This is a genomic window from Saccharomonospora piscinae (assembly GCF_005862235.1).
Classification (GTDB): domain Bacteria; phylum Actinomycetota; class Actinomycetes; order Mycobacteriales; family Pseudonocardiaceae; genus Saccharomonospora; species Saccharomonospora piscinae.
This window is the reverse complement of the sequence record NZ_VCEK01000003.1, coordinates 1,035,224-1,057,085: the sequence shown is the minus strand read 5'-3', so window position 1 is coordinate 1,057,085 and position 21,862 is coordinate 1,035,224. Positions and strand designations below refer to the sequence as shown.

At 68.7% G+C, this 21,862-nt stretch carries 20 protein-coding genes; 8 read left to right on the top strand and 12 right to left on the bottom strand.

What is annotated here, in order from left to right; translation table 11 throughout:
* The first annotated feature begins 215 nt into the window (after positions 1 to 215).
* Positions 216 to 959, top strand: a complete 744-nt coding sequence (locus tag FFT09_RS16125) for an SGNH/GDSL hydrolase family protein (RefSeq protein WP_138383158.1) — start codon at positions 216 to 218, stop codon at positions 957 to 959.
* 926 nt (positions 960 to 1,885) lie between these two features.
* Here the strand turns inward: FFT09_RS16125 and FFT09_RS16120 are convergent.
* The 3 genes from FFT09_RS16120 to FFT09_RS16110 all read right to left on the bottom strand — a co-directional run bounded on the left by FFT09_RS16120 (position 1,886) and on the right by FFT09_RS16110 (position 3,631).
* Entirely contained in the window at positions 1,886 to 2,326 is a 441-nt protein-coding gene (locus FFT09_RS16120) for a hypothetical protein (RefSeq protein WP_081191072.1), read from the bottom strand.
* Positions 2,327 to 2,570: 244 nt separating this feature from the next.
* Complete coding sequence (locus tag FFT09_RS16115) at positions 2,571 to 2,960, bottom strand: CPCC family cysteine-rich protein (RefSeq protein WP_081191073.1); 390 nt, start codon at positions 2,958 to 2,960, stop codon at positions 2,571 to 2,573.
* Positions 2,961 to 3,241: 281 nt separating this feature from the next.
* Positions 3,242 to 3,631: a hypothetical protein gene (locus FFT09_RS16110; protein ID WP_208544431.1), complete on the bottom strand. Its 390-nt coding sequence runs from the start codon at positions 3,629 to 3,631 to the stop codon at positions 3,242 to 3,244.
* A gap of 473 nt (positions 3,632 to 4,104) precedes the next feature.
* Here FFT09_RS16110 and FFT09_RS16105 point away from each other — a divergent pair, with 473 nt between their 5' ends.
* On the top strand, positions 4,105 to 4,512 hold the full coding sequence (locus FFT09_RS16105; RefSeq protein ID WP_138383157.1) for a hypothetical protein: 408 nt from the start codon (positions 4,105 to 4,107) through the stop codon (positions 4,510 to 4,512).
* A gap of 20 nt (positions 4,513 to 4,532) precedes the next feature.
* Here FFT09_RS16105 and FFT09_RS16100 read toward each other — a convergent pair whose 3' ends face one another.
* On the bottom strand, positions 4,533 to 4,934 hold the full coding sequence (locus FFT09_RS16100; RefSeq protein WP_208544430.1) for an NUDIX hydrolase: 402 nt from the start codon (positions 4,932 to 4,934) through the stop codon (positions 4,533 to 4,535).
* Between the two features lie 206 nt (positions 4,935 to 5,140).
* Between FFT09_RS16100 and FFT09_RS16095 the strand changes: the two genes are divergently transcribed.
* Together FFT09_RS16095 and FFT09_RS16090 are read left to right on the top strand one after the other, a co-directional pair.
* Complete coding sequence (locus FFT09_RS16095; RefSeq protein ID WP_081191076.1) at positions 5,141 to 5,731, top strand: MerR family transcriptional regulator; 591 nt, start codon at positions 5,141 to 5,143, stop codon at positions 5,729 to 5,731.
* Positions 5,732 to 5,762: 31 nt separating this feature from the next.
* The gene (locus FFT09_RS16090; protein WP_024877865.1) at positions 5,763 to 6,416 is read left to right on the top strand and encodes an RES family NAD+ phosphorylase; all 654 of its coding nucleotides are present in this window, start codon (positions 5,763 to 5,765) and stop codon (positions 6,414 to 6,416) included.
* On the opposite strand, the gene FFT09_RS16085 is transcribed toward FFT09_RS16090, so the two are convergent.
* Both FFT09_RS16085 and FFT09_RS16080 read right to left on the bottom strand, forming a co-directional pair.
* Positions 6,409 to 8,358 (bottom strand): S9 family peptidase, encoded by a 1,950-nt coding sequence (locus FFT09_RS16085; protein WP_138383156.1) that lies wholly within the window; start codon positions 8,356 to 8,358, stop codon positions 6,409 to 6,411. The two genes, FFT09_RS16090 and FFT09_RS16085, sit on opposite strands and share 8 nt — an antisense overlap.
* A 41-nt stretch (positions 8,359 to 8,399) precedes the next feature.
* On the bottom strand, positions 8,400 to 9,416 hold the full coding sequence (locus tag FFT09_RS16080; protein WP_081191078.1) for a TerC family protein: 1,017 nt from the start codon (positions 9,414 to 9,416) through the stop codon (positions 8,400 to 8,402).
* A gap of 295 nt (positions 9,417 to 9,711) precedes the next feature.
* On the opposite strand from FFT09_RS16080, the gene FFT09_RS16075 reads away from it, so the two are divergent.
* Entirely contained in the window at positions 9,712 to 12,594 is a 2,883-nt protein-coding gene (locus tag FFT09_RS16075; RefSeq protein WP_138383155.1) for an alpha/beta fold hydrolase, read from the top strand.
* A complete protein-coding gene (locus FFT09_RS16070; RefSeq protein WP_138383154.1) occupies positions 12,591 to 13,544 on the top strand; it encodes an ABC transporter permease in 954 nt (317 codons plus the stop codon). The genes FFT09_RS16075 and FFT09_RS16070 overlap by 4 nt, the downstream gene beginning before the upstream one ends.
* A gap of 35 nt (positions 13,545 to 13,579) precedes the next feature.
* Here FFT09_RS16070 and FFT09_RS16065 read toward each other — a convergent pair whose 3' ends face one another.
* The gene (locus FFT09_RS16065; protein ID WP_138383153.1) at positions 13,580 to 14,008 is read right to left on the bottom strand and encodes a VOC family protein; all 429 of its coding nucleotides are present in this window, start codon (positions 14,006 to 14,008) and stop codon (positions 13,580 to 13,582) included.
* A gap of 128 nt (positions 14,009 to 14,136) precedes the next feature.
* Here FFT09_RS16065 and FFT09_RS16060 point away from each other — a divergent pair, with 128 nt between their 5' ends.
* Entirely contained in the window at positions 14,137 to 14,517 is a 381-nt protein-coding gene (locus FFT09_RS16060; RefSeq protein ID WP_081191082.1) for a VOC family protein, read from the top strand.
* A gap of 14 nt (positions 14,518 to 14,531) precedes the next feature.
* On the opposite strand, the gene uvrB is transcribed toward FFT09_RS16060, so the two are convergent.
* The 3 genes from uvrB to FFT09_RS16045 form a co-directional block, all read right to left on the bottom strand.
* Entirely contained in the window at positions 14,532 to 16,691 is a 2,160-nt protein-coding gene (uvrB, locus tag FFT09_RS16055; RefSeq protein ID WP_138383152.1) for an excinuclease ABC subunit UvrB, read from the bottom strand.
* Between the two features lie 50 nt (positions 16,692 to 16,741).
* On the bottom strand, positions 16,742 to 16,915 hold the full coding sequence (locus tag FFT09_RS16050; protein WP_338066642.1) for a hypothetical protein: 174 nt from the start codon (positions 16,913 to 16,915) through the stop codon (positions 16,742 to 16,744).
* Between the two features lie 185 nt (positions 16,916 to 17,100).
* Positions 17,101 to 18,354, bottom strand: a complete 1,254-nt coding sequence (locus tag FFT09_RS16045) for a PucR family transcriptional regulator (protein WP_138383151.1) — start codon at positions 18,352 to 18,354, stop codon at positions 17,101 to 17,103.
* A gap of 54 nt (positions 18,355 to 18,408) precedes the next feature.
* Between FFT09_RS16045 and FFT09_RS16040 the strand changes: the two genes are divergently transcribed.
* Complete coding sequence (locus FFT09_RS16040) at positions 18,409 to 18,933, top strand: ribonuclease FAU-1 family protein (RefSeq protein WP_081191084.1); 525 nt, start codon at positions 18,409 to 18,411, stop codon at positions 18,931 to 18,933.
* Positions 18,934 to 18,939: 6 nt separating this feature from the next.
* On the opposite strand, the gene coaE is transcribed toward FFT09_RS16040, so the two are convergent.
* Both coaE and rpsA read right to left on the bottom strand, forming a co-directional pair.
* Positions 18,940 to 20,145 (bottom strand): dephospho-CoA kinase, encoded by a 1,206-nt coding sequence (gene coaE / locus FFT09_RS16035; RefSeq protein WP_138383150.1) that lies wholly within the window; start codon positions 20,143 to 20,145, stop codon positions 18,940 to 18,942.
* Positions 20,146 to 20,254: 109 nt separating this feature from the next.
* The gene (gene rpsA / locus FFT09_RS16030) at positions 20,255 to 21,745 is read right to left on the bottom strand and encodes a 30S ribosomal protein S1 (protein ID WP_081191086.1); all 1,491 of its coding nucleotides are present in this window, start codon (positions 21,743 to 21,745) and stop codon (positions 20,255 to 20,257) included.
* Between the last annotated feature and the right edge of the window lie 117 nt (positions 21,746 to 21,862).

Sequence of the window (21,862 nt, the reverse complement as noted above, 5' to 3'; positions counted from 1 at the left end):
CAAGAGAATCAGCTTTATCTTCGATAACAACTCAACGGCCCCTGTAACGGACTTTCCTCTCGCCTCGATACTGCCTGTGGATCTTGCTTCGACCTGCCGCGAAAGCGGCAATTTACTGGCCAGGCTGCGCGTGGTGATGGTCGTCGCCACGCGCCGGAGATGTCGATGAACCGTTGACACGCAGCGACGGCTCATCACGCATAAACAGGAGTTCCGTGCGCAGAACGCACCGAGTGCTCGCATCGGCGACGGCGGCACTGACCGCGACATCGATCGCGGCGATACCGCCGGCCACAGCTCAGGACATGCCGACGGGCTGGTGCGCCGACCGCGCGGATCTGACCGTGCTCGGCCCGTCGAGCGAGACCGGCTACGGCACCACCGGTTACGACTCACCCGACGGCACCTACTCCCCCACACCGCACGCCTGGGTCGCTCAGTTCGCCCGCGCGGCCGACGCCACCTGGAACACCACCACCGACGTACACGCCCGCAACGGCGCCATGATCTGGGATTTCCTCCCCGGAGGCCGGTGGCCTTCCACTGTCGCCGCACTCGACGCGATTCGCGACACCCAACCGGACCTGGTGCTCGTCGGCGGCGTCTTCGCCAACGAGTACCTCAACAACTGGGACCTCGCCCACGCCGAACGCAACCTCCGGCGACTGGTCACCGAACTGCGCACCGCAAGACCCGGCGTGGATCTCGTGTTCACGATCTACCCGGACATCGACTGGCCCGAATCCCGCCGCCCCTGGGCGGACTGGGCCGAGGTGATCCAGCGTGTCGCCACCGACACCGGAACTCGCGTCATCGACCTGCGCCCGCTCATCGACACTCCCTACAACGACACCGAGGGCCACTGGAGCGACGACCACGCCCACCTCAACGACCACGGCCAGACCGAGGTGGCCCAGCACGTGTGGAACGAGTTCGAGACCTGGACCCGGCGATGCTGAGAAAGAATTCGCGAACCGTGCCGCCGACCGCAGGTGGATTCAGCAGGCCCCGGATACGCCGGATACTTCGTGCGATACGGCGGCGATTCCGCCGAATCCGCTCCTGGCTACGGCAAGCACACGACGAGATCACACCGGATGACACCATGTGGTGACGCTCCGAACATGTGCAATAGGCAGACTGAACCCGGCGATGTGAGTCAGTAATTAGGCGGTGCCCTGGGAACCAGGGCGTGCCGGGCTCCTGGCAGCGCGGGCGAGGCCCACACCAATCTGCTAGCCGTGCCGTTGAGGACGTCAGTGTTCAATTCGTGGCTTTGTCCTAGCCACGCTAGTGAGGGCACAGGCACCGGTCCAAGCCTCCTTTTCGCGCGCAGGTGCGAGGCGTCCACACACGTCCGCGACCAGTCGATCACCGCCGCCTCGTTCGAATCAGCTAGCAGCACCTCGTGCAGCCGGTCAAACACCCCGGCTTCCTGCCAGTCCCGCAACCGCCGCCTGCACTACCAGGGACTCCACGCCCGTCTTCGGAGAGGCCAAAGACATTGAGCCTTTGCCGACCTGATCATGTGTTGGCAAAGGCTCAGTGGCCAGCACCCGGTCGCCCAGCTCCACCTCCTCGATCGGCTTACTCGACCCATCAGCCAACAACACCTGCGTCCCAGGAACAAAACTATTACACCCCGGGTCCTTGCGGAGCTTGTTAATGCCCTTCTCGATCCCCCCGCCAACTTCGGGAAACTCCGCCGAGCAAACTCAACCTTGTCCTGCCACCTGAACGCATCCTTGACCGCATCGATGATCTTGCCCGTATTCCGCAACGGCCGCGTTCGCGTACCCAGAACGGATGCTCCCGGCCCAATGGTGCCCCGATCGAAGGGGCTACCCTCACCCGGAAATAGTGCCCGGCGGGGCCTCTGGCTTGTTCAAGCTGACAGCTCCTGCTGCGCCTCGGCATACGAAACAGCCGGGACAAGCTCGGACATCCTCCTGAAGAAGATCAAGCCAGCCGCTTTGACAGCCTCCAGGAACTCCGCAAATGAAGCATTTGCCGTCCTCGTTTCTTCTCCGATCTTGACGGCAACCAAGACGCGAGACCCCGCGGCCCGAAAATAGAGCTTGATTGGCTGATCCGGGAAATACGTCTCCGCATAACCCGACGACTGCATTTTCCCTACCATTTCGGCGATATAGCACCAGAGCTGATCAACGTAATCCCACTCTTCCTTGCCGATGATTTCCAATCCATCAACGGACAGTCGAATAGCCCCCTCAATGTAGTCCAGGTCTGGCGGCGGAGTACGACAGGCCTCCACCTGCACAAACCCACCGTTCGCACACTTCAGAAACGTCTCAATCTCAACCACGTCTCAGTTCCTTCGATGATGGTTATTCCCGATACATACCAGGGCCACGAGCCGACCCGCGACGACGGCAACGACCCGCCGCCGTGCAGAGTCATCGTCCGCTGACATTGCCGTCAACCACTGCCGTCACCCCATGCAGAAGCCCCGTCAGGACAAACCTAACGGGCTTCATATTTGCTACCTCAACCCTTCAATGAGAAGATTGGAAATCTGTGATGTCGCCGCGGATTCGGAGCCGAGGCCATCACGCTTCCGAATCGACACCCCCACGTGACCGCCTCCAAAAGGACGGCCTCCACCAGTAGAGCCGCGTGCCATCCTCCGGCCATTCCATTTCCATCAATCCATCCGGCTCAAAGTCATCGAAATCAGGGATGATCACCCGAAATCCGACTTCCAGCGGCCAGGATTCGTTCGGGAAACGAACCTTTGGAATGAACTTGGGATCAGCGACTCCGGATTCGCGATAGAGCCACTGAGCCTCGATTAGGGAACAACGATTGGCGCCTCTGATGCCGGGCCAGCGCAGCTGAACCAGGTCGTCCTCCCAGCCGCAAACGGGGCAGATCCGGTAGGAGCCAGGCGGGGATTCGTGGACGAGGCGCCCACAGCAGGGGCAGGGATAAATGCTCATTTATGGAACCTCAAACTCCAGCCTGCCCCTGAACTAATCTAGACCACCGTCGGACTTGAAGTACGTAATGATACCCCTCGGCCCGGCAGACCCAAATTCTCCCGACTCTGAGTCGAAGAACCGATGAACCTCACCGTCCTTCTTCATGAGAACTCCCGGCCTGCGACCATCGCACATACACATGAGGTCATGTGCCGAATAGTTGTACTCAGTCATCGTGTCGAACCCATTTCCTCACCATGCCCCTGAAGTGCTCATCGAGGTTGTTGGCGTCGCTCGGTTTATCCCCGAAGCAGTTGCTGTTGTGAACGAGTGACCAGTTGACCAGCCTTTGGAAGCGAAGCAGGAGGTTCATCGCCGTACCAGGCGTACTCCAGGGCAGCCAACATGCCGAACTCTGTCCACAGGAGTATCTCGCCGACGAACTGACCGCCGTCGCTTTTCACCAGACACTCCACCGGCGCGACTCCGGGCTGCACCGGAGAACGGGGAGGATGACCAACGACTTGCAGGTCCACACTGACAGAATCGACTGCCCAGCGGGCCACCACTCGGACCAGGTCCAGTTGCCTCCGGAGTTCTGCCACCCCGGAGAAGTCCACTTGCAGAATCCGGTCAACTATGGAACGCTCTAGAACAGTCAGTGCACGCGGTTCAACGGCGACACTCATTCGCCTCCTCCAGTAAGCACATCGCAAGTATAGCAGGCTGCATTTCGACTGATCATCACTTCTCTAAACCTTTCACTAAGGTTTTTCTCGGTAGGTTGAATCCTTGCTGGTTGTTGGTGGTCGAACCGGAGGGTGTGGATAGGCGTAGAGCCCCTTATCGGACTAAAATTGCGAAAATCAAGTTCGAGGAACCACGAATCGGCCCCATCATCGAAGCCGCCCTCGTCCTCGCCCAATACGAACACACCGGACACTACTGAGAAAAGCCTGATTGGAATTGCTCGGGTCGAACACAGTGCCAACGAATCGGTTAGTCACAGTTTGTGGCAAAACTGCCAGGCCACCTTCGCGTGCGACGCTGGTCAACGCGTTGCGCCCGACTGAGGACATCGTCGCTGTTCGCCAGGCTCGTCCAGCCGTCACCCGCCGCCGCGACAACGTCTCCGGGTGCGGCGGGGGCTACGATCGCAGGCATGGCGCAGGCGCAGGGGGTAGACACGATAGCCGCCGAGATCGCCGCCCACCACGACCGCTTGGTCGAGTGGCTGTCGGACTCCTCGGACCGGGAAGCACTCGAAGCGTTCCGATCGGCGCACACGGCGGACTTCTCCCTGGTGACCGTCGACGGCGAGGTCGTACCCGGGCAAGCGGTGCTCGACGGGCTCGCCTCGGCAGGCGGGACGCGTCCGGGCCTGCAGATCACCGTCAGCGACGTCACCGTGGTCGATCGGTCCGTCGGATCCGTGCTCGTCCGCTTCGTGGAACAGCACCACGTCGACGGCAGTCCGGACGCGGAGCGAATCGTCACGGCGTTGCTGCGAGTCGACGCAGCCGGGTCAGCTGGTCTGCGCTGGCACCACGTGCACGAGACCCGTCGCTGAACCGCACCGGCCGAGCCAGGTCAGTCGATGTCGCCCCGCTCCGCGAGCAGGCGCAGCACTCGCCGCCCCGCAGGCGGACACCGGTCCCCCTCGGCCGACGACAGCCATGCCAGTTCGGCGATCTCCCGCCCCGGGCGGAGCTCGCCCCGGTGCGGCGCCGTGTAGGCGGTCATCTGCACGCGCGTGCCGTCGGAATGGCCGTCGGCGAGTTCGTCGAGCCGCGCGAGCACCTCGGCCGCGCCCGTGTCGACCGCCACGTCCAGTTCCTCGCGGACCTCCCGCCGCAGGCACGTGAGATCGTCCTCGCCGACCTCACGCTTGCCTCCGGGCAGGTAGAACTTCGCCTTGCCCCGCGTCCGCACGAACAGCACCTTTCGATCCTGAACAACGACCCAGGACACGCTGTCGATCACCTTGCTCACGTCCGCCGACGCTAGCGCGCGCGGCCACCCGGGTGAACCTGCGCGGCGATCGCGCGGCCTGGACAGAGCAGTCGGGTACCGTCTCTCCGGGCGACCGGCTACAGTGTGTGTTGAGTGTTGTGCGTTGTGTGTCGATTCCGGTGAATTCCGGCGCTTTTCGGGCACCGAAGCGCACGAACCCGCACAGCCGGGTTACTCTAGGCGGTATGACGACCATCGCCCTCGAGAACGTTCTGGCCAAGGCGGGGCTCAACGTGAACCCCTCCAAGTTCCTGGCGCTCGTCGAGGACGCGGCCCGGCGCCTCACGCCCCCGAGCCCGAATCCGTCGCAGTACTTCTCGCCCGACCAGCAGGCGGCCCTGCGCGATGTCGGCCTCGACCTCTCCCCCCAGAGTGCCCACGACACCGACTACCGCGCCAGGACGGTGGCGGCCCACGCGGTGCTCGCCGACTCGGCTCTCACCGTGAGCGAGGCCGCCGCGCTGCTCGGGGTCGACGACAGTCGCATCCGCCATCGCCTCAAGGAAGGCCGGCTCACGGGTTGGAAGGCCGCGCAGGGCGGGTGGCGGCTACCGGCCTGGCAGTTCACGCCCAGTGGCGTGCTGCCCGGGCTCGACGTCGTGCTGCGCGCGGTTCCGGCCGATCAGCCCGCGCTGGTGGTCGCGGCGTTCATGAGCACGGCGCAGTCCGACCTGGTGATCAACGGCAGGCCCGCGACACCCCGGCAGTGGCTGCTCGCCGGGGGCGATCCGGAGTTGGTGGCGCCGCTGGCGTCCACCCTCGGAACCCCGTTCTGACCCCGCGCCCCGGATCGGTTAGTCACAGTTCATGGCAAGACTGCCCCGGCCGCCGTCGCGGGCCGTACTGGTCAACGCGTTGCGCCCGACCGAGGACATCGTCGCTGTCCACCCGGCCACCCGGCTCGTCCGCGTGTACACCGCGCACGGCAGGCACCCCCAGCAGTGGGACACGTTCCGCTACACCGGGCCGCTGCCCCACGGCCGGTTCGACCCGCAACAGCCCCGGCACGGCGAGATGGTCACCGACCCGCGCAACGGCGTGCTCTACTTCGGGCTGTCGGTGCGCACCAGCGTCGCCGAGGTGTACCAGACGACGTCGACCGTGGACCGCCGCACGCGCGGCCCGCACCTGGTGGTCGCTCGACCGGCCCGCACCCTGCGGCTGCTCGACCTGTCCGGGCTGTGGCCGACGCGCGTCGGCGCGTCACAGGAGATCTCCAGCGGCCCGAAGAAGATCACGCAGGCGTGGGCTCGGGCCATCCGCGCGGCCTACGGCGACATCGACGGCATCTGGTACCGCTCGTCGATGGACGCCGGGGAACCGGCGGTGTGCCTGTGGGACCCACCCGCGGGCGGGGCGCTTCCCCCGGTTCCCGACGTCCTGCTGCCCCTCGACCACCCCGGGCTCGACGTGCCGCTGTCGCGGGTGTGCGAGGAACTGAACTACGTGATGGTCAACTGAGGGGCAGGTGCCGCCGCCACCACTCCAGCACGGCCTCGAACCGCTGGATGCGGTGCCGCGGCCTGCCCGACCGAGTCAGCTCGTGGCCCTCGCCGGGGAACAGCAGCAACTCCGTCTCGCAGCCGGTGGCCTTGAGCGCGACGAACAGCCGCTGCGCCTGTTCCAGCGGGCAACGCCAGTCCTGCTCCGAGTGCGCGATGGCGAACGGGACCGTGATGCGGTCGGCGTAGGTCAGCGGGCTACGCCTGCGCTGTTCGGCCACGTCGTCACCCACGTACGCACCGGTGAAGAACCAGCCGATGTCCGAGGCCCCGGTGAACGAGTCCCAGGCGTTCACGGCGCGCTCGCTCCAGGCGGCCCGGAAGCGGTGACCGTGGTGCGCCGCGAGCCAGCCGGTCATGAAACCGCCGTACGAGCCGCCCATGACGCCGACCCGGTCGGCATCGGCGTCCGGCCTCGTCACCACCACGTCGAGCAGCGCGAGCAGGTCGTCGGCGTCCACGGTGCCGAGTGCCCCGACCACCGCCCGCCCGTGTGCCTGGCCGTAGCCGGCCGAGCCGCGAGGATTACCCAGCACGACCAGGTAACCGGCCGAGGCGTAGACCTGGGCCTCGTCGAACAGGCCCCGGTCGTACTGCGCGAACGGGCCACCGTGGACCACCAGCAGCACCGGATGGGGGCCCTCGCCCTCGGGCGCCACCACCCAGCCGTGCACGGGGTAGCCGTCGGGCGCGGTGGCCGTCACCTCCGTGGCCGCGAGCACCCCGGTCTCGCGCAGCGGCGCGGAGAAGTCGCTCAGCACCCGCGCCGCGCCGTCGGCCTCCACCAGCAGCACCTCGCCGGTGTCGGTGGGACCGGAACACACGACGGCGACGCGATCGCCGTCGGCGGCGAAGGACCGCACCGCGGCCCCCTCTCCGGCCAGCAGCGGCACCGTCTCCAGCGTGGCGCCGTCGGCGTCGCGCGGGACGCCACGCAGCTCCACCGCGCCCCGGTGGCGCACCGCCACAAGGACGTCGCCGGAGCGCGGGACGAGTGGGCCGCAGGCCGGGTCGCAGTCCACCGTCTGGACGTCGGTGAGCCTGCGGGGCGTTGTGCCGTCGAGGTCGCTCGCCCACAGCCCCGCGTTGCGGGCCGCGGCGTCGAGGCCGTCGAACTCGGTGCTGTAGAAGTAGACGGTGCCGTCGCGGTCGACAGCCGGGTGCGCGGCCGTGCCGGGGCACGGCACCAGCCGTCGCGGCGTCCCGCCCTCCGCCGGCACGACGTAGAGGTCGCTGTGCAGCGTTTCCTCGGCGTCCCAGTCGCGTGGCGCGACGACGACCACGCCCGTGCCGTCGGGTGTCCAGCAGGGGTCCTTCACCGACGCCGCGGTATCGGTGAGCGGCTCGGGTTCAACCGGGTCGGTGGCGAGTTCGCCGGCCGGGGGGAGGTCGAGCACGAACAGCCTGCTGGGCCGGTCGCGGATGAAGCCCTCGCCGTCGATCCGGTAGTCGCGGCGGGTGATCCGACGGGGTGCCTCGGCCTCAGCACGGATCACCTCGCCGTCGGGGCGGGTCCCGGTGCCGTAGCGGCCCTCCTCGGCGACGCGGGCGACGAAGGCGACGCGGCTGGAGTCCGGCGACCACACCGGCGCACCCGCCCCCAGCGGCAGCGAGGTCAGCCGCCTCGGCTCGCCCCCGGCCGACGCCATGACGTGCAGTTGTGGGGCGTCGGAGCCCTGCGCGCGCAGGAACGCGACCCAGCGGCCGTCGGGCGTGACGGCCGGTGCGGTGTCGCGCTCCCCGTGTGTCCAGGCCGTGACGCCGTCGGGCCCGACGCGCACGAGCGCGCCGCGGTAGCTGTCGGAACGCGGATCGGGGCGAGCCACCGCGGTCAGCAGCAGCTCGCCCCGCAGGGCGGGGCGGCCGGGGACGGCCACCCGTTCGAGGTCTGTGGGGCGCATGCCCCGAACCCTAGCCCAACTCGTTAGCGATGGTAACGGTTTCAGCCGTCACGGGCCGGTTCCTTCTCGCTCTCCTCGGGCGCTTCGGCCTGGAGGTTGAGCGAGCTGACCGCGTTCGGGTCGCGCTTGGCCTTCGCGAGGCTGGCCACGGTCGTGACCGTCAACACCGTGACGATGACGCCCAGCGACATCCAGTTGTTGATGACCAGCCAATCCGGGGTGACGTGGTACTCGTGCAGCGCGTGCAGCGCCAGTTTCACGCCGATGAAGCCCAGGATGATCGCCAGGCCGTAGGAGAGGTAGACCAGCTTGGCCACCAGTCCGCCGAGCAGGAAGTAGAGCTGGCGCAGGCCCATGAGCGCGAACGCGTTCGCCGTGAACACCAGGTAGGCGTCCTGCGTGATACCGAAGATGGCCGGGATGGAGTCCACGGCGAAGAGCAGGTCGGCGCTGCCGATGGCCACGATCACTACGAACATCGGCGTCAGGAAACGCCTGCCGTCCTGCCTGACGGTCATTTTGTGGCCGACGTAGTCCTGGGTGACCGGGTAGAAGCGGCGCACCCAGCGGGTGGCCGCGTTCTCGTTGTACTCCTCGTGCTCGTCCTTGCTGCGGACCATGTTGACGGCCGTCCACACGAGGAAGCCGCCGAACACGAAGAAGATCCACACGAACTGCGCGATCAGCGCCGCGCCGACCGCGATGAACCCCGCCCGCATCACCAGCGCGAGCAGGATGCCGATCAGCAGCACGCGGTGCTGGTGAATGGCCGGAACCCGGAACGACGACATGATCACCATGAAGATGAACAGGTTGTCGACCGACAGCGAGTACTCCGTGATGTAGCCGGTGAAGAACTCGACGCCGGGGTCGTGGCCGCCCAGCAACCACACGCCGATACCGAACACCACGGCACAGGAGACGTAGAAGATCACCCACCGGGCGGCCTCGCCGGTCGTCACCTGGTGCGGCTTGCGATCGACGATCACCAGGTCGACGGCCATCAGCAGGAGCAGGCCTCCGACCGTCGCGATCCACACCCACAAGGGCACGTTCATGTATGCCAACCTCCGGCCAGCGCGTCAGGGCCACTACCGGAGGTCTCTTCCACCGGCACAGGCCGGCCGGCGGCGCCGGGTGCCACTGGGGACAGCCGTGCTGACGACTCCGCCGCGAAGGAATACTCCCCTCCACAAACGTGCTCATCCTGGTCGTTGTGACCGTCCATGACCAGTGAGGGTCGCCAGCGTCACCGCCCACAGCGATGTAACCTCGCTCACAACGCACAACCTTCGCGGGCCGGAAGGACAACCCGGAGCGAACTCTCAGGAAACGCCCAATAGTGTGACAAGCGTGCCCCGAACCCTGTTGCCTCGGAGCAGTCGTGCGCGCCTGCTGACCCTGCTGGCCGTGGTCGCCGTCCTGGCGGCCGGTGTCCTGGTGTGGGTCGACGACGGTGAGGAACCACCCGCCTACGCGACCCACGAGGCGACCATCGACGTCCGCGCAGCGCCCGGCTCCGAGGAGCGGGAGCAGCTCGACGCCACGATGTACCTGCCGGAGCAGACCCCGGCTCCCGCCGTCCTCTTGCCGCACGGCTTCGGCGGCGACAAGAACAGCGTCTCCCGCGAGGCGCAGGAGCTGGCCGAACGCGGCCTGGTGGTGCTCACCTACTCGGCGCGGGGCTTCGGGCGCAGCACGGGGCAGATCGCGTTGAACGACCCCGACTACGAAGTCGCCGACGCGTCGCAGCTCGTGGACTACCTCGCTGATCAGCCGGAGGTCCGGCTCGACGCCGACGGCGATCCCCGTGTCGGCGTCACCGGGGCCTCGTACGGCGGCGGGCTGGCTCTGCTGCTGGCGGGCACGGACCCCAGGGTCGACGTCATCGCACCCGTCATGACCTACAACGACCTGGGACAGGCCCTGCTGCCCAACTCGGGCACCACCGGGCAGGTCGACACCGCGACCCCGGCACCGGGCGTGTTCGCCGACGGCGGCGTGTTCCGGCAGGCGTGGGCCGGGTCGCTGTTCTCGGCCGGGCTCGGCCCCGCACGCCCGTCCGGACCCGGCGCGGAGGCACCCGAGCCCGGTGACGATCCCGACGAAAACGAGGACGCCGGATTCGGCGCGGGTGGCGCGGGCGCGAGCCTGCCGTCCGGAGCCCAGCGGCCCCCGGAGCCGCCACAGGGCGCGGGTCCGTGCGGGCGGTACACGGAGCAGGTCTGCGCCGCCTACACCGACCTCGCCACCGACGGAGTGGCCGGCGACGAGACGCGGGCGCTGCTCGACCGCGTCTCTCCCGCCTCGGTCACCAGCGACATCACCGTGCCGACGCTGCTGGTGCAGGGCACGGCCGACACGCTGTTCGGGCTCGCACAGGCCGACGCCAACGCCCGCCAGATCAGCGACGCGGGCGGCGACGTCTCCGTCATCTGGTACACGGGCGGGCACGACGGCGGCGTTCCGGGATCACAGCTGCGGGGCACCATCGGCGACTACCTCGAACACCACCTCACGGGTGAGGGCGAGGACCCGGGCGCCGCGTTCGCCTACGACGTGCAGGGTGCCCTGCGCACCAACGGCACTCCCTCGGTGCGCACCGTGGAAACGGGCACCTACCCGGGACTCGGCTCGCCGGACACCCCGCGCCGGGAGGTCACTCTGGAGGGCGGGGAGCAGGTCGCACAGCGACCGCCGGGTGCCACTCCCGCGGCGGTCAGTGGCATCCCCGGGCTCAACCGGGTGCTCGCGAACTCCTCGCGGTTGTCGGGGCTGTTCGCCGTGGACCCGCCGGGCCAGTCCGCGACGTTCGCGGGCGAGCCCGTCAACTCGCAACTGCTGATCACCGGCGCGCCGACGGTCACCCTGAACGTCGCGGCGGCCGGCGACTCGACCCGCGGGCAGGACGCGGTGCTCTACGTCAAGCTCTACGACGTCAGCCCGGACGGGTCGCGCAGCCTGCCGGGCAGCGCGGTCGCTCCTGTCCGCGTGCCGTCGCTGCCCGAGGACGGCACACCGGTCGAGGTGACCGTCACGCTCCCGGGCATCGTGCGGCCGCTGGAGTCGGGACACAGCCTCCAGCTCGTCGTGGCCACCACCGACCAGGCGTACGCGACGCCCACCGAGCCCGCGGCCTACCGGGTGTCGCTGCCCGGTGACTCCGCCCTGTCGGTGCCGACGGTGCCCGGCACCAACGTCACGTCAGGGTGGCCGATCGGGCCACTGCTCGGCATCGGTGGAGTGCTCGTGGCGGCACTGCTCGTCGCCGCCGTCGCGGCACTGCGGCGCCGCCGCTCCCACCACCTCGATCCCGAACTGGCCGACACGCCGCTCGTGATCCGCGACCTCACCAAGTCCTACCCCGGCGGCCTCACCGCCGTGCGCGACCTGTCGTTCCGGGTGGAGCGCGGCCAGGTGCTCGGCCTGCTCGGCCCCAACGGCGCGGGCAAGACCACCACGCTGCGGATGCTGATGGGGCTCATCCAGCCCACCGAGGGCGACATCACCGTGTTCGGCCACACGATCTCGCCCGGAGCGCCGGTGCTGTCCCGCATCGGCTCCTTCGTGGAGGGCTCGGGCTTCCTGCCCCACCTCTCCGGCGCCGAGAACCTGCGGCTGTACTGGGCCGCCACCGGGCGCCCCGAGGAACAGGCGCGAATGGCGGAGGCGCTGGAGATCGCCGGGCTCGGCGACGCCGTACACCGGCGCGTGCGCACCTACAGCCAGGGCATGCGGCAACGCCTCGCCATCGCGCAGGCCATGCTCGGGCTGCCCGAGCTGCTGGTACTCGACGAACCCACCAACGGGCTCGACCCGCCGCAGATCCACCAGATGCGCGAGGTGCTGCGCCGCTACGCCGCGACGGGCCGCACGGTGCTCGTGTCGAGCCACCTGCTCGCCGAGGTGGAACAGACGTGCAGCCACGTCGTCGTCATGCACCGGGGCGCCCTGGTGGCCGCGGGTGAGGTCGGCGACCTCGTCTCCGCGAACGGGGAGGCCACGTTCCGCGTCGACGACACCGAGGCGGCCGTGACCGCGTTGCGCGAGGTCGGCGGCGTGGTGACGGTGTACACCGACGGTGATCTCGTCCACGCCGACCTCGACGGCCTGTCGCGGTCGGAGGCCGTCGCCGTGCTCGTCCGCGCGGGCGTGGCGGTGGAACAGGCAGGCCCACGGCGGAGGCTGGAAGACGCCTTCCTCCAGCTGGTCGGAGAAGGGGAACCCGAGCGATGAGCAGGACCGACGAACCCCGTACCCACCAGGACGAGGGCGTCCACACCGACCCGGCCGCGCTCGACGAGCTGACCGCGGCGGGAGCCGGCGGCGGCGCGGACGTGGGTCCCGACGGCGGCGTGGCGGGCTACCGCGCGAGCGCCACGCTGTCGCTCGGGGTGGAACTGCGCAGGCAGCTCAGTCGCCGCCGGACCCAGCTCGTGCTCGCACTCGTCGCGCTGCTGCCGGTGATCCTGGTGGTGGCCTTCGAGATCGGCGACGCCGAGGCGAACCGCCGCTCGGGCGCCTTCATCGACCTTGCCACGGCGAGTGCGCCGAACTTCGTCGTGGTGGCGCTGCTCGTGTCCGGCTCGTTCCTGCTCCCGATGATCGTCGCGTTGTACTTCGGGGACACGATCGCCAGCGAGTCGTCCTGGTCGAGCATGAAGTACCTGCTCGCGATCCCCGTGCCGAGACACCGCCTGCTGCGGCAGAAGGCCGTCGCCTCGGCGCTGCTCTCGGCGCTGACCCTGGCGCTGCTGCCGCTGGTCGCGGTCGTGGTCGGAGTCATCTGGTACGGCGCGGGCGAGGCGATCAGCCCCACGGGCGACTCGGTGTCGTTCGGCCAGAGCCTGATCGCGATCGGCCTCGGCACGGTCTACATCATCATCCAGCTGTCGTGGGTCGCCGCGCTCGGCCTGCTACTGAGCGTGTCGACCGACGCGCCGCTGGGCGCTGTCGGCGGGACGGTACTGGTCTCGATCCTGTCGCAGATCCTCGACCAGATCACCGCGCTCGGCGATCTGCGGGAGTTCCTTCCGACCCACTTCGCGATGGCGTGGATGGACCTCATCGCCACCGACGTCGACTGGACCGACATGGCAGCGGGCGTCTTCTCCGCCGTGACGTTCGCGACCGTGTTCGGCCTGCTGGCCGCCCGCCGCTTCGCCACCAGGGACATCACCAGCTGAGGCGGACCGCGGGCCGGTGCCGTGGGCGGCACCTGTTACTGCACGCAGAACTCGTTGCCCTCGGGATCACGCATCACCAGGCACCGGCCCAGCGGTTCGTCGACCTCCCTCACCACCGTGGCACCGGCCGCGACCAGCGCGTCGGCCTTCTCCAGCACCAACCGCCAGCCGTGTTCACCACCGGTGTGACGGCTGGCGTTCACGTCCAGATGAACCCGGTTCTTGGCCGACTTCGGCTCGGGTACCCGCTGGAAGAACAAGCGCGGACCCTGCCCACTCGGATCGATCACCGCCGACCGCGAGTCCCACAACTCGCGCGGCAGCCCGATGTGCTCGCAGAAGGCGTCCCACGACGCGAACCCCTCGGGCGGCGACTGCACCTCGTAGCCGAGGGCCAGCGCCCAGAACTCGGCCAGCGAACGCGGATCGGCCGCGTCGAACGTCACCTGCACACTCAGCGCCATCCGTGTCTCCCCGCAATCCGCCGACACCAGGTGACCGGAAGTCTGCCGCCGACCTCCGACAGTTTCGGAGTACCTGCCGCTGGCCGTGGTACTCGCCTGGTGCTCACCGTCACGCCCGAGGAGACCGTATGCCTCGACCCGTTCACTTCGAGATTCACGCCAGCGACCCGGAACGCGCGATCACCTTCTACACCACCGTGTTCGAATGGTCGTTCGAGCGGTGGGGTACCGAGCCCTACTGGCTGATCACCACGGGCGAGGGCCAGGGCATCGACGGTGGCCTGGCTCAGCGCGAGGGGCCGATGCCCGAACCGGACGCCAGCGTGAACGCTTTCCCGCTGACGATGGAGGTCGACGACATCGACCTGCTCACCCGCGAGATCGAGCAGGCAGGCGGCCGCGTCGTGACGCCGAAGAACGCGATCCGCGGAATCGGTTGGATCGGGTTCTTCGGCGACACTGAGGGCAACCTGTTCGGCCTGCTGCAACCCGACCCCGCCGTCGAGTAAGCGCGGCTCCTCGATCAGCGCACTCCGGCCGCGTCCATCCCCCGCAGCTCCCGCTTGAGCTCGGAGATCTCGTCGCGCAACCGCGCGGCCAGCTCGAACTGCAGATCCCGGGCCGCCTGCATCATCTGGTCGGTCATCTGCTGGATGAGATCGGCCAGCTCCGCCCTCGGCATCGTCGTCACGTCGCGGTCGACGAGCACCCCGGAGCTGCGGACCCGATCGCCCTGCTCGGGCTTCTTGCCCCTCGACACGTTGCGGCCGGACCCACCGACCTCGATCTCCTCCTCCGAGTCCTCGGCCTCGGTGTAGACGCGGTCCAGAATGTCGGCGATCTTCTTGCGCAGCGGCGTGGGATCGATGCCGTGCTCGGTGTTGTAGGCGATCTGCTTCGCGCGCCTGCGGTTGGTCTCGTCGATGGCGTAGCGCATCGAGTCGGTGACCGTGTCGGCGTACATGTGGACCTGCCCGGACACGTTGCGGGCCGCGCGCCCGATCGTCTGGATCAGCGAGGTTCCACTGCGCAGGAACCCCTCCTTGTCGGCGTCCAGGATCGCGACCAGCGACACCTCCGGCAGGTCGAGTCCCTCCCGCAGCAGGTTGATGCCCACCAGGACGTCGAAGTCACCGGACCGGAGCTGCCGCAGCAGCTCGACCCGGCGCAGCGTGTCGACCTCCGAGTGCAGGTACCGCACCCGGATACCGAGTTCGAGCAGGTAGTCGGTGAGGTCCTCGGCCATCTTCTTGGTCAGGGTGGTCACGAGCACCCGCTCGTCGCGCTCGGCACGGGTCCGGATCTCGTGGACGAGGTCGTCGATCTGGCCCTCGGTGGGTTTGACGACCACCTCCGGGTCCACGAGGCCGGTGGGGCGGATGACCTGTTCGACGAACTCGCCTCCCGTCTGCCCCATCTCGTACGGGCCGGGAGTGGCCGACAGGTAGACGGTCTGCCCGATCCGGTCGGAGAACTCCTCCCAGGTCAGCGGCCGGTTGTCGAGTGCGCTCGGCAGCCGGAAACCGTGCTCGACGAGCGTCCGCTTGCGGGAGGCGTCGCCCTCGTACATCCCGCCGATCTGGGGCACCGTCACGTGTGACTCGTCGATGACCAGCAGGAAGTCCTCGGGGAAGTAGTCGAGCAGCGTGGCGGGTGCCGAGCCCGACGGGCGCCCGTCCACGTGCCGCGAGTAGTTCTCGATGCCGGAGCAGAACCCGACCTGGCGCATCATCTCGACGTCGTAGCTGGTGCGCATGCGCAGGCGCTGGGCCTCCAGCAGCCGCCCCTGCTTCTCCATCGTGGCGAGCTGCTCCTCCAGCTCCGACTCGATGCCGCGGATGGCCTTCTCCATCCGCTCCGGCCCGGCGACGTAGTGGGTGGCCGGGAAGATCCGCACCTCGTCGACCTCCCGGACGATGTCTCCGGTCAGCGGGTGCAGGTAGTACAGCTTGTCGATCTCGTCGCCGAAGAACTCGACCCGGATGGCGAGTTCCTCGTACGCCGGGATGATCTCCACCGTGTCGCCCCGGACCCGGAACGTGCCGCGGGCGAACGCGAGGTCGTTGCGGGTGTACTGCACGTCCACCAGCGCCCGCAGGAACGCGTCACGCTCCACCTCCTCGCCGACGGCCAGTCGCGCGGAACGGTCGAGGTAGGACTGCGGCGTGCCGAGACCGTAGATGCAGGACACGCTGGACACCACGATGACGTCCCGGCGCGAGAGCAGGTTCATGGTCGCGGAGTGCCGCAGCCGCTCGACGTCGTCGTTGATCGACGAGTCCTTCTCGATGTACGTGTCCGTCTGCGGCACGTACGCCTCGGGCTGGTAGTAGTCGTAGTAGCTGACGAAGTACTCCACCGCGTTGTGCGGGAACAACTCGCGCAGCTCGTTGGCCAGCTGGGCGGCCAGGGTCTTGTTGGGGGCCATCACGAGCGTGGGCCGCTGCACCCGCTCGATCAGCCAGGCCGTGGTCGCCGACTTGCCCGTCCCGGTGGCGCCGAGCAGCACGACGTCCCTCTCGCCCTCGCCGAGGCGGCGCTGGAGGTCGTCGATGGCGGCGGGCTGGTCCCCTGCCGGGTCGTAGTCGCTGACCACGCGGAACCGGCCGTCGGATCGGGGGATCTCGGTGACGGGCCGGAACTCGGAGTGCGCGAGTACGGGGTGTTCGGTCGCGAAAGCCACGCCACCAGAGTAGGCGCACCCTCCGACAGTCGGCCGCGAGCCGGACCGGCCTATCCGGCGGGGCGCAGCACCTCGGCGGCGGCCTGCCGCGACGCCACGGTCAGGCACCGCTCGCACGGCATGCCCCGCAGTGTGGACAGCCACTCGGTCTCGCCACGCCGCAACACCGCGCCGCACAACGCGCTGAGCTGGTCGGGAACACCGGTGGCGCGCGGAACGGGCACGACGTGACTCACCCGTCGTGATTCCCCGACGACTCCGCGGCGCACACGAGCCATGACCACTGTGTCACCCGGTTCAGGCAATGCGGACCCCATGCGGGGAGCGTATCGGGCCAACCGCGAACACTCTTCGTGTCGAGCGACCAACGTTGACCGACCCGTCTGGTCCGCGAGAACGAAGCCCGTGGTCACGTTCGGCGCAGGACGGCGCCGCCCAGCTTCTCGCACAACCGCAACGCCAGCTCGACGTCCAGCCTGCGCTCGGCCAGCGGTTCACCGAGCAGTTCCTCCGCCTTGCGCACGCGATACTGGACGGTGTTCTTGTGCATCGTCAGCCGCGCGGCCGAGGCCGTGTAGCTGCCTCCGCACGCGAGGAAGATCCGCAGGGTCTCCCTGAGCCGCTCCTGCTGCGCGTCGTCCTCGGCCAGCGGCCCCAGCACGTCCTCCACCCAGGTGCGCGCCGACGGCAGATCCGAGGACATCAGCGCGACCGCTCCCACCTCGCGAAACGTCAGCACGGGAGCGCACGACTCCCCCGCGGCCAGCGCGAGCGCCTGCACCCGCACGGCCTGGCGGTGGGTACGGCGGAACCCGGCGACCCCGGCGGCGGCATCACCGAGCGCGACCCTGGCGCCCGGAGCGGCCTCGGCGACGACCCGCTCGACCGCGGCGGCGTCCAGGGGCAGCGAACGCATCGGCAACCACACCCACGCGCTCACCTCGTCATGGGGCACGAACAGCGGGTCGTGGCTCTCGCCCGCCTCGCCCAGCCGATGTGCCAGCGTCTCCAGTGCGCTCAGCGGATCGGCCGGGTGGTCCCGCGCGGGATACCACGCCACCAGCCCGACGTGGTCGCCCCGCAGCCGGTAGCCGAGGGCGGCTTCGCTCGTGCCGACGTCCGCCGCGTCGTCGTCGAGTACGGCCCGCACGCGCGCGGCCCGCACCGCGCTGCGGTTGAGCAGCCACCGGCCGCGCTCCTCCTCGTAGGCGGACAGGACCTGGCGGGTGACCCGGTCGATGAAGCGGAAACTCGTGGTCAGGGCGTGCCGCATCGACGAACTGAGCGCGGTGGGGTCGGCGATGCGGACGGCGCCCTCGTCCAGCGCGCGTTCGAGGATCGCGGTCTGTCCCAGGTAGTAGGCCCGGATCAGGTCGGTGACGGGCGTCCCCCGCTGGGCGAGCCTGCGGGCGTACTCCACCGCCGCGGCGGGAGCCTCCACCCGGTGCGGGTCGATGCCGTGCCGGAACAGGCCCAGTGCCGTGTCGATGTTCTGGTACACGCTGGCCGACAGCAGACTCACCATGCGCTCGTCGTCGTGGACCAGGTGCGGAAGTTCCCGCGCGTACAACGCGACGAGGTCGCCGGTCAGCTCGTCCTCGCGCTCGGCGAGCGCGACCGCGATCTCCGCGATCCACTTGTCGTCGTCGGTCTGCCGGTGCACGCGCACACTCTAATGACCTGGCTCTCACCGCGGGAATGGACCAGGATGCGGGCTATGGCTCCACATCCACCGAAGCGGGAGCGGTTCGATCTGTCGGCGCGCGTGAACGTCGACCCGAAGGGGGTCGCCAGGGCGGTGGACGAGTACCGGGTGGAACCGTTCGGCCTCTACCTGGCACGGCCGGCACCGGGCCGGACCCAGTTCGACTACCTGGAGTCGTGGCTGCTGCCCGCGCTGGGACTGCGGGTCACCGACTTCTGGTTCCGCCCTGGCCAGGAACTCGACCAGGACTTCTATGTCGACGTCGTGACCATCGACGTCGGGGACGCGGTGTGGGAGGTCACCGATCTGTATCTCGATCTCGCCGTGCGCACCGGCCGGTCGGTGACGGTGCTCGACACCGACGAACTCCTTGAGGCGACGGTGTGCGGGCTGCTGTCCCAGGAACAGGCTCGCGACGCGCTCGAACGCACCTACGACACCGTCGAGGCGCTCGCGGAACACGCCTACGACCTGCCACGCTGGCTGGCGAGCCGGGGCATGGCGACCACCTGGCGCCGTCACCCGGCGCCCCGCTGAGCCCGCCTACCGGGGCTCAGCGTCGTCCGCGGTCCAGCCCGTGCGCACGGCCCACTCCTCCGCCCTGCCGAACGCCGCGTTGATCCACGGCTGTTTCGCCTCGGCGTAGGGGAGCACTTCCGCGTCCTCCGCGTGCTCGGCCGCCAGCCGGGACTTGAGTTCCGCGTAGGCGGTGAGCTCGTGCGGGGTGTCCCTGAGCCAGTCCCGGAACAGCAGGGCCCGCCGCCAGGCCGGGCCGTCGGCCGCACGCACGTGGAGGTTGACCGGTCGCTCCGGATCGGCCCCGAGATGCATGCGCTTGGTCCACCGGTTCTCGTCACCGACGGGGTGGTCGAACCATTCGTGCCGGTCGTCGCGGACGAACCCGGCGTCGGACAGCGGATCCGCGATCGTGTCAGCGGCCGCGAGCGACGGCACCACCAGCTGGCAGTCCAGGACGTCCTTCGCCGGGAGTCCCGGAATCGCGGTCGACCCGATGTGGTCGACGCGCAGGGCGTGCTCACCCGCCGCGGCCCGTATCCTGCCCAGCGCCCGCCCGGCCTGCTCCGGCCACGTCGGGTCGGGTGGTACGACCGCGGGCGCGGCGGCGGGCCGGGTCCGGCGCAGGCGGACGTTCGCCTCGAACGGCACCAGCCGACGCGCCCAGAGGACGTCGACCCGGTCGAGCACCGCATCCCGGGAACCGGAGTTGTCGAGCCACACATCCGCCACCGCACGGCGTTGCTCGGTGGTGGCCTGCGCCGCCATGCGCGCCCGCGCGTCCGCGTCGCCCATTCCCCGGGATTCCACGAGACGGCGCGCCCGCACGTCCTCGTCCGCGTCCACCACGACGACGAGGTGGTAGGCCGGTGCGAGCTGGTTCTCCACCAGCAGCGGCACATCGTGGACCACGATGGCGTCCGGCGCGGCCTCGGCGAACAACTCGCCCGTCCGCGCACCGATCCGTGGGTGCAGAATTGCATTGAGCCGCTGCCGGGAGGCGTCGTCCGCGAACGCCTTCGTCGCCAGCGCGGCCCGGTCGAGCGCGCCGTCGGGAGTCAGGACGTCGTCGCCGAACGCCGCGACGACCTCGGCCAGACCGTCGGTTCCGGGCTCGACGACCTCCCGGGCGACGGCGTCGGCATCCACCACCACCGCGCCGAGTTCGGCCAGACGCGCGGCCACCGTCGACTTCCCCGAGCCGATCCCACCGGTCAGTCCCACTCGCAGCATGGCCGGTATTCAACCACTGCCCGCATCGGCGATCGCAGCACCCACCGAATGAAACGTGGCCCCGGTCCTCGCGGGACCGGGGCCACGTCACTGACGTCTCAGGCGATGCTCACGCGCCGCCCGACAGCTTCTCGCGCAGCGCGGCGAGCTGCTCGTCGCTGGCGAGCGTGCCGCCCGAGCGCTCCTGCTCGGCCGGGGCCGAGCCGTAGCTCGTCTCCGGGGCACCGCCGCCCACGGCGTCGTCGGCGACCGCGGCGGCGTTGGCCTGCTGGGCCTCCGTCACCTGACGCATGTGCTTCTCGTAGCGGGCGTGCGCCTCGGCGTACTGACGCTCCCACTCCTCACGCTGAGTGTCGTAGCCTTCCTGCCACTCCTGCGTGTCGGGGTCGAAGCCCTCGGGGTAGATGTAGTTGCCCTCGTTGTCGTACTCCGCCGCCATGCCGTACTGCGTCGGGTCGAACTCGGCGTCGGAGGTGAAGCCCTCGTTGGCCTGCTTCAGCGACAGCGAGATGCGGCGACGCTCCAGGTCGATGTCGATGACCTTGACCATGACCTCGCCGCCGACCTGGACGACCTGCTCCGGGATCTCGACGTGGCGCTCGGCCAGCTCCGAGATGTGCACCAGGCCCTCGATGCCCTCCTCGACGCGGACGAACGCGCCGAACGGCACCAGCTTGGTGACCTTGCCCGGCACGATCTGGCCGATGGCGTGGGTGCGGGCGAACTGCCGCCACGGGTCTTCCTGGGTGGCCTTCAGCGAGAGGGACACGCGCTCGCGGTCCATCTCGACGCTGAGCACCTCGACCGTGACCTCCTGGCCGACCTCGACGACCTCGCTCGGGTGGTCGATGTGCTTCCAGGACAGCTCGGACACGTGCACCAGGCCGTCGACACCGCCGAGGTCGACGAAGGCACCGAAGTTGACGATGGAGGAGACGACACCCTTGCGCACCTGGCCCTTGGCCAGCGCGTTGAGGAACTCGCTGCGGACCTCGGACTGGGTCTGCTCCAGGTAGGCGCGACGCGACAGGACCACGTTGTTGCGGTTCTTGTCCAGCTCGATGATCTTGGCTTCGAGCTCGCGGCCGACGTAGGGCTGGAGGTCGCGCACCCGGCGCATCTCCACCAGCGACGCGGGCAGGAAGCCGCGCAGGCCGATGTCGAGGATGAGGCCGCCCTTGACGACCTCGATGACCGTGCCGCTGACCGGCTCGTCCTTCTCCTTGAGCTCCTCGATGGTGCCCCAGGCGCGCTCGTACTGCGCGCGCTTCTTGGAAAGGATCAGACGCCCTTCCTTGTCCTCCTTCTGCAGGACAAGGGCCTCCACCGCGTCACCGACGGCGACGACCTCGGCCGGGTCGACGTCGTGCTTGATGGACAGTTCGCGGGACGGGATGACACCCTCGGTCTTGTAACCGATGTCGAGCAGCACTTCGTCGCGATCGACCTTGACGATGGTGCCTTCGACGATGTCGCCATCGTTGAAGTATTTGATTGTCTTGTCGATAGCAGCGAGGAAGTCTTCCTCCGTCCCGATGTCGTTCACGGCGACCTGCTTGGCCTGCGCGGTGTTCGGGGCGGCGGTGGTGTCGATGGTCATTAGGTGGGTTGCTCCGGTGCGGCTTGGTGTCGTGGGGATGTGCAGTTGCTCTAGTCGTACGCATGACGCGGCGGGACGGTGATGACCAGTGCACACGCGGTCGAGCGAGACGGCCGC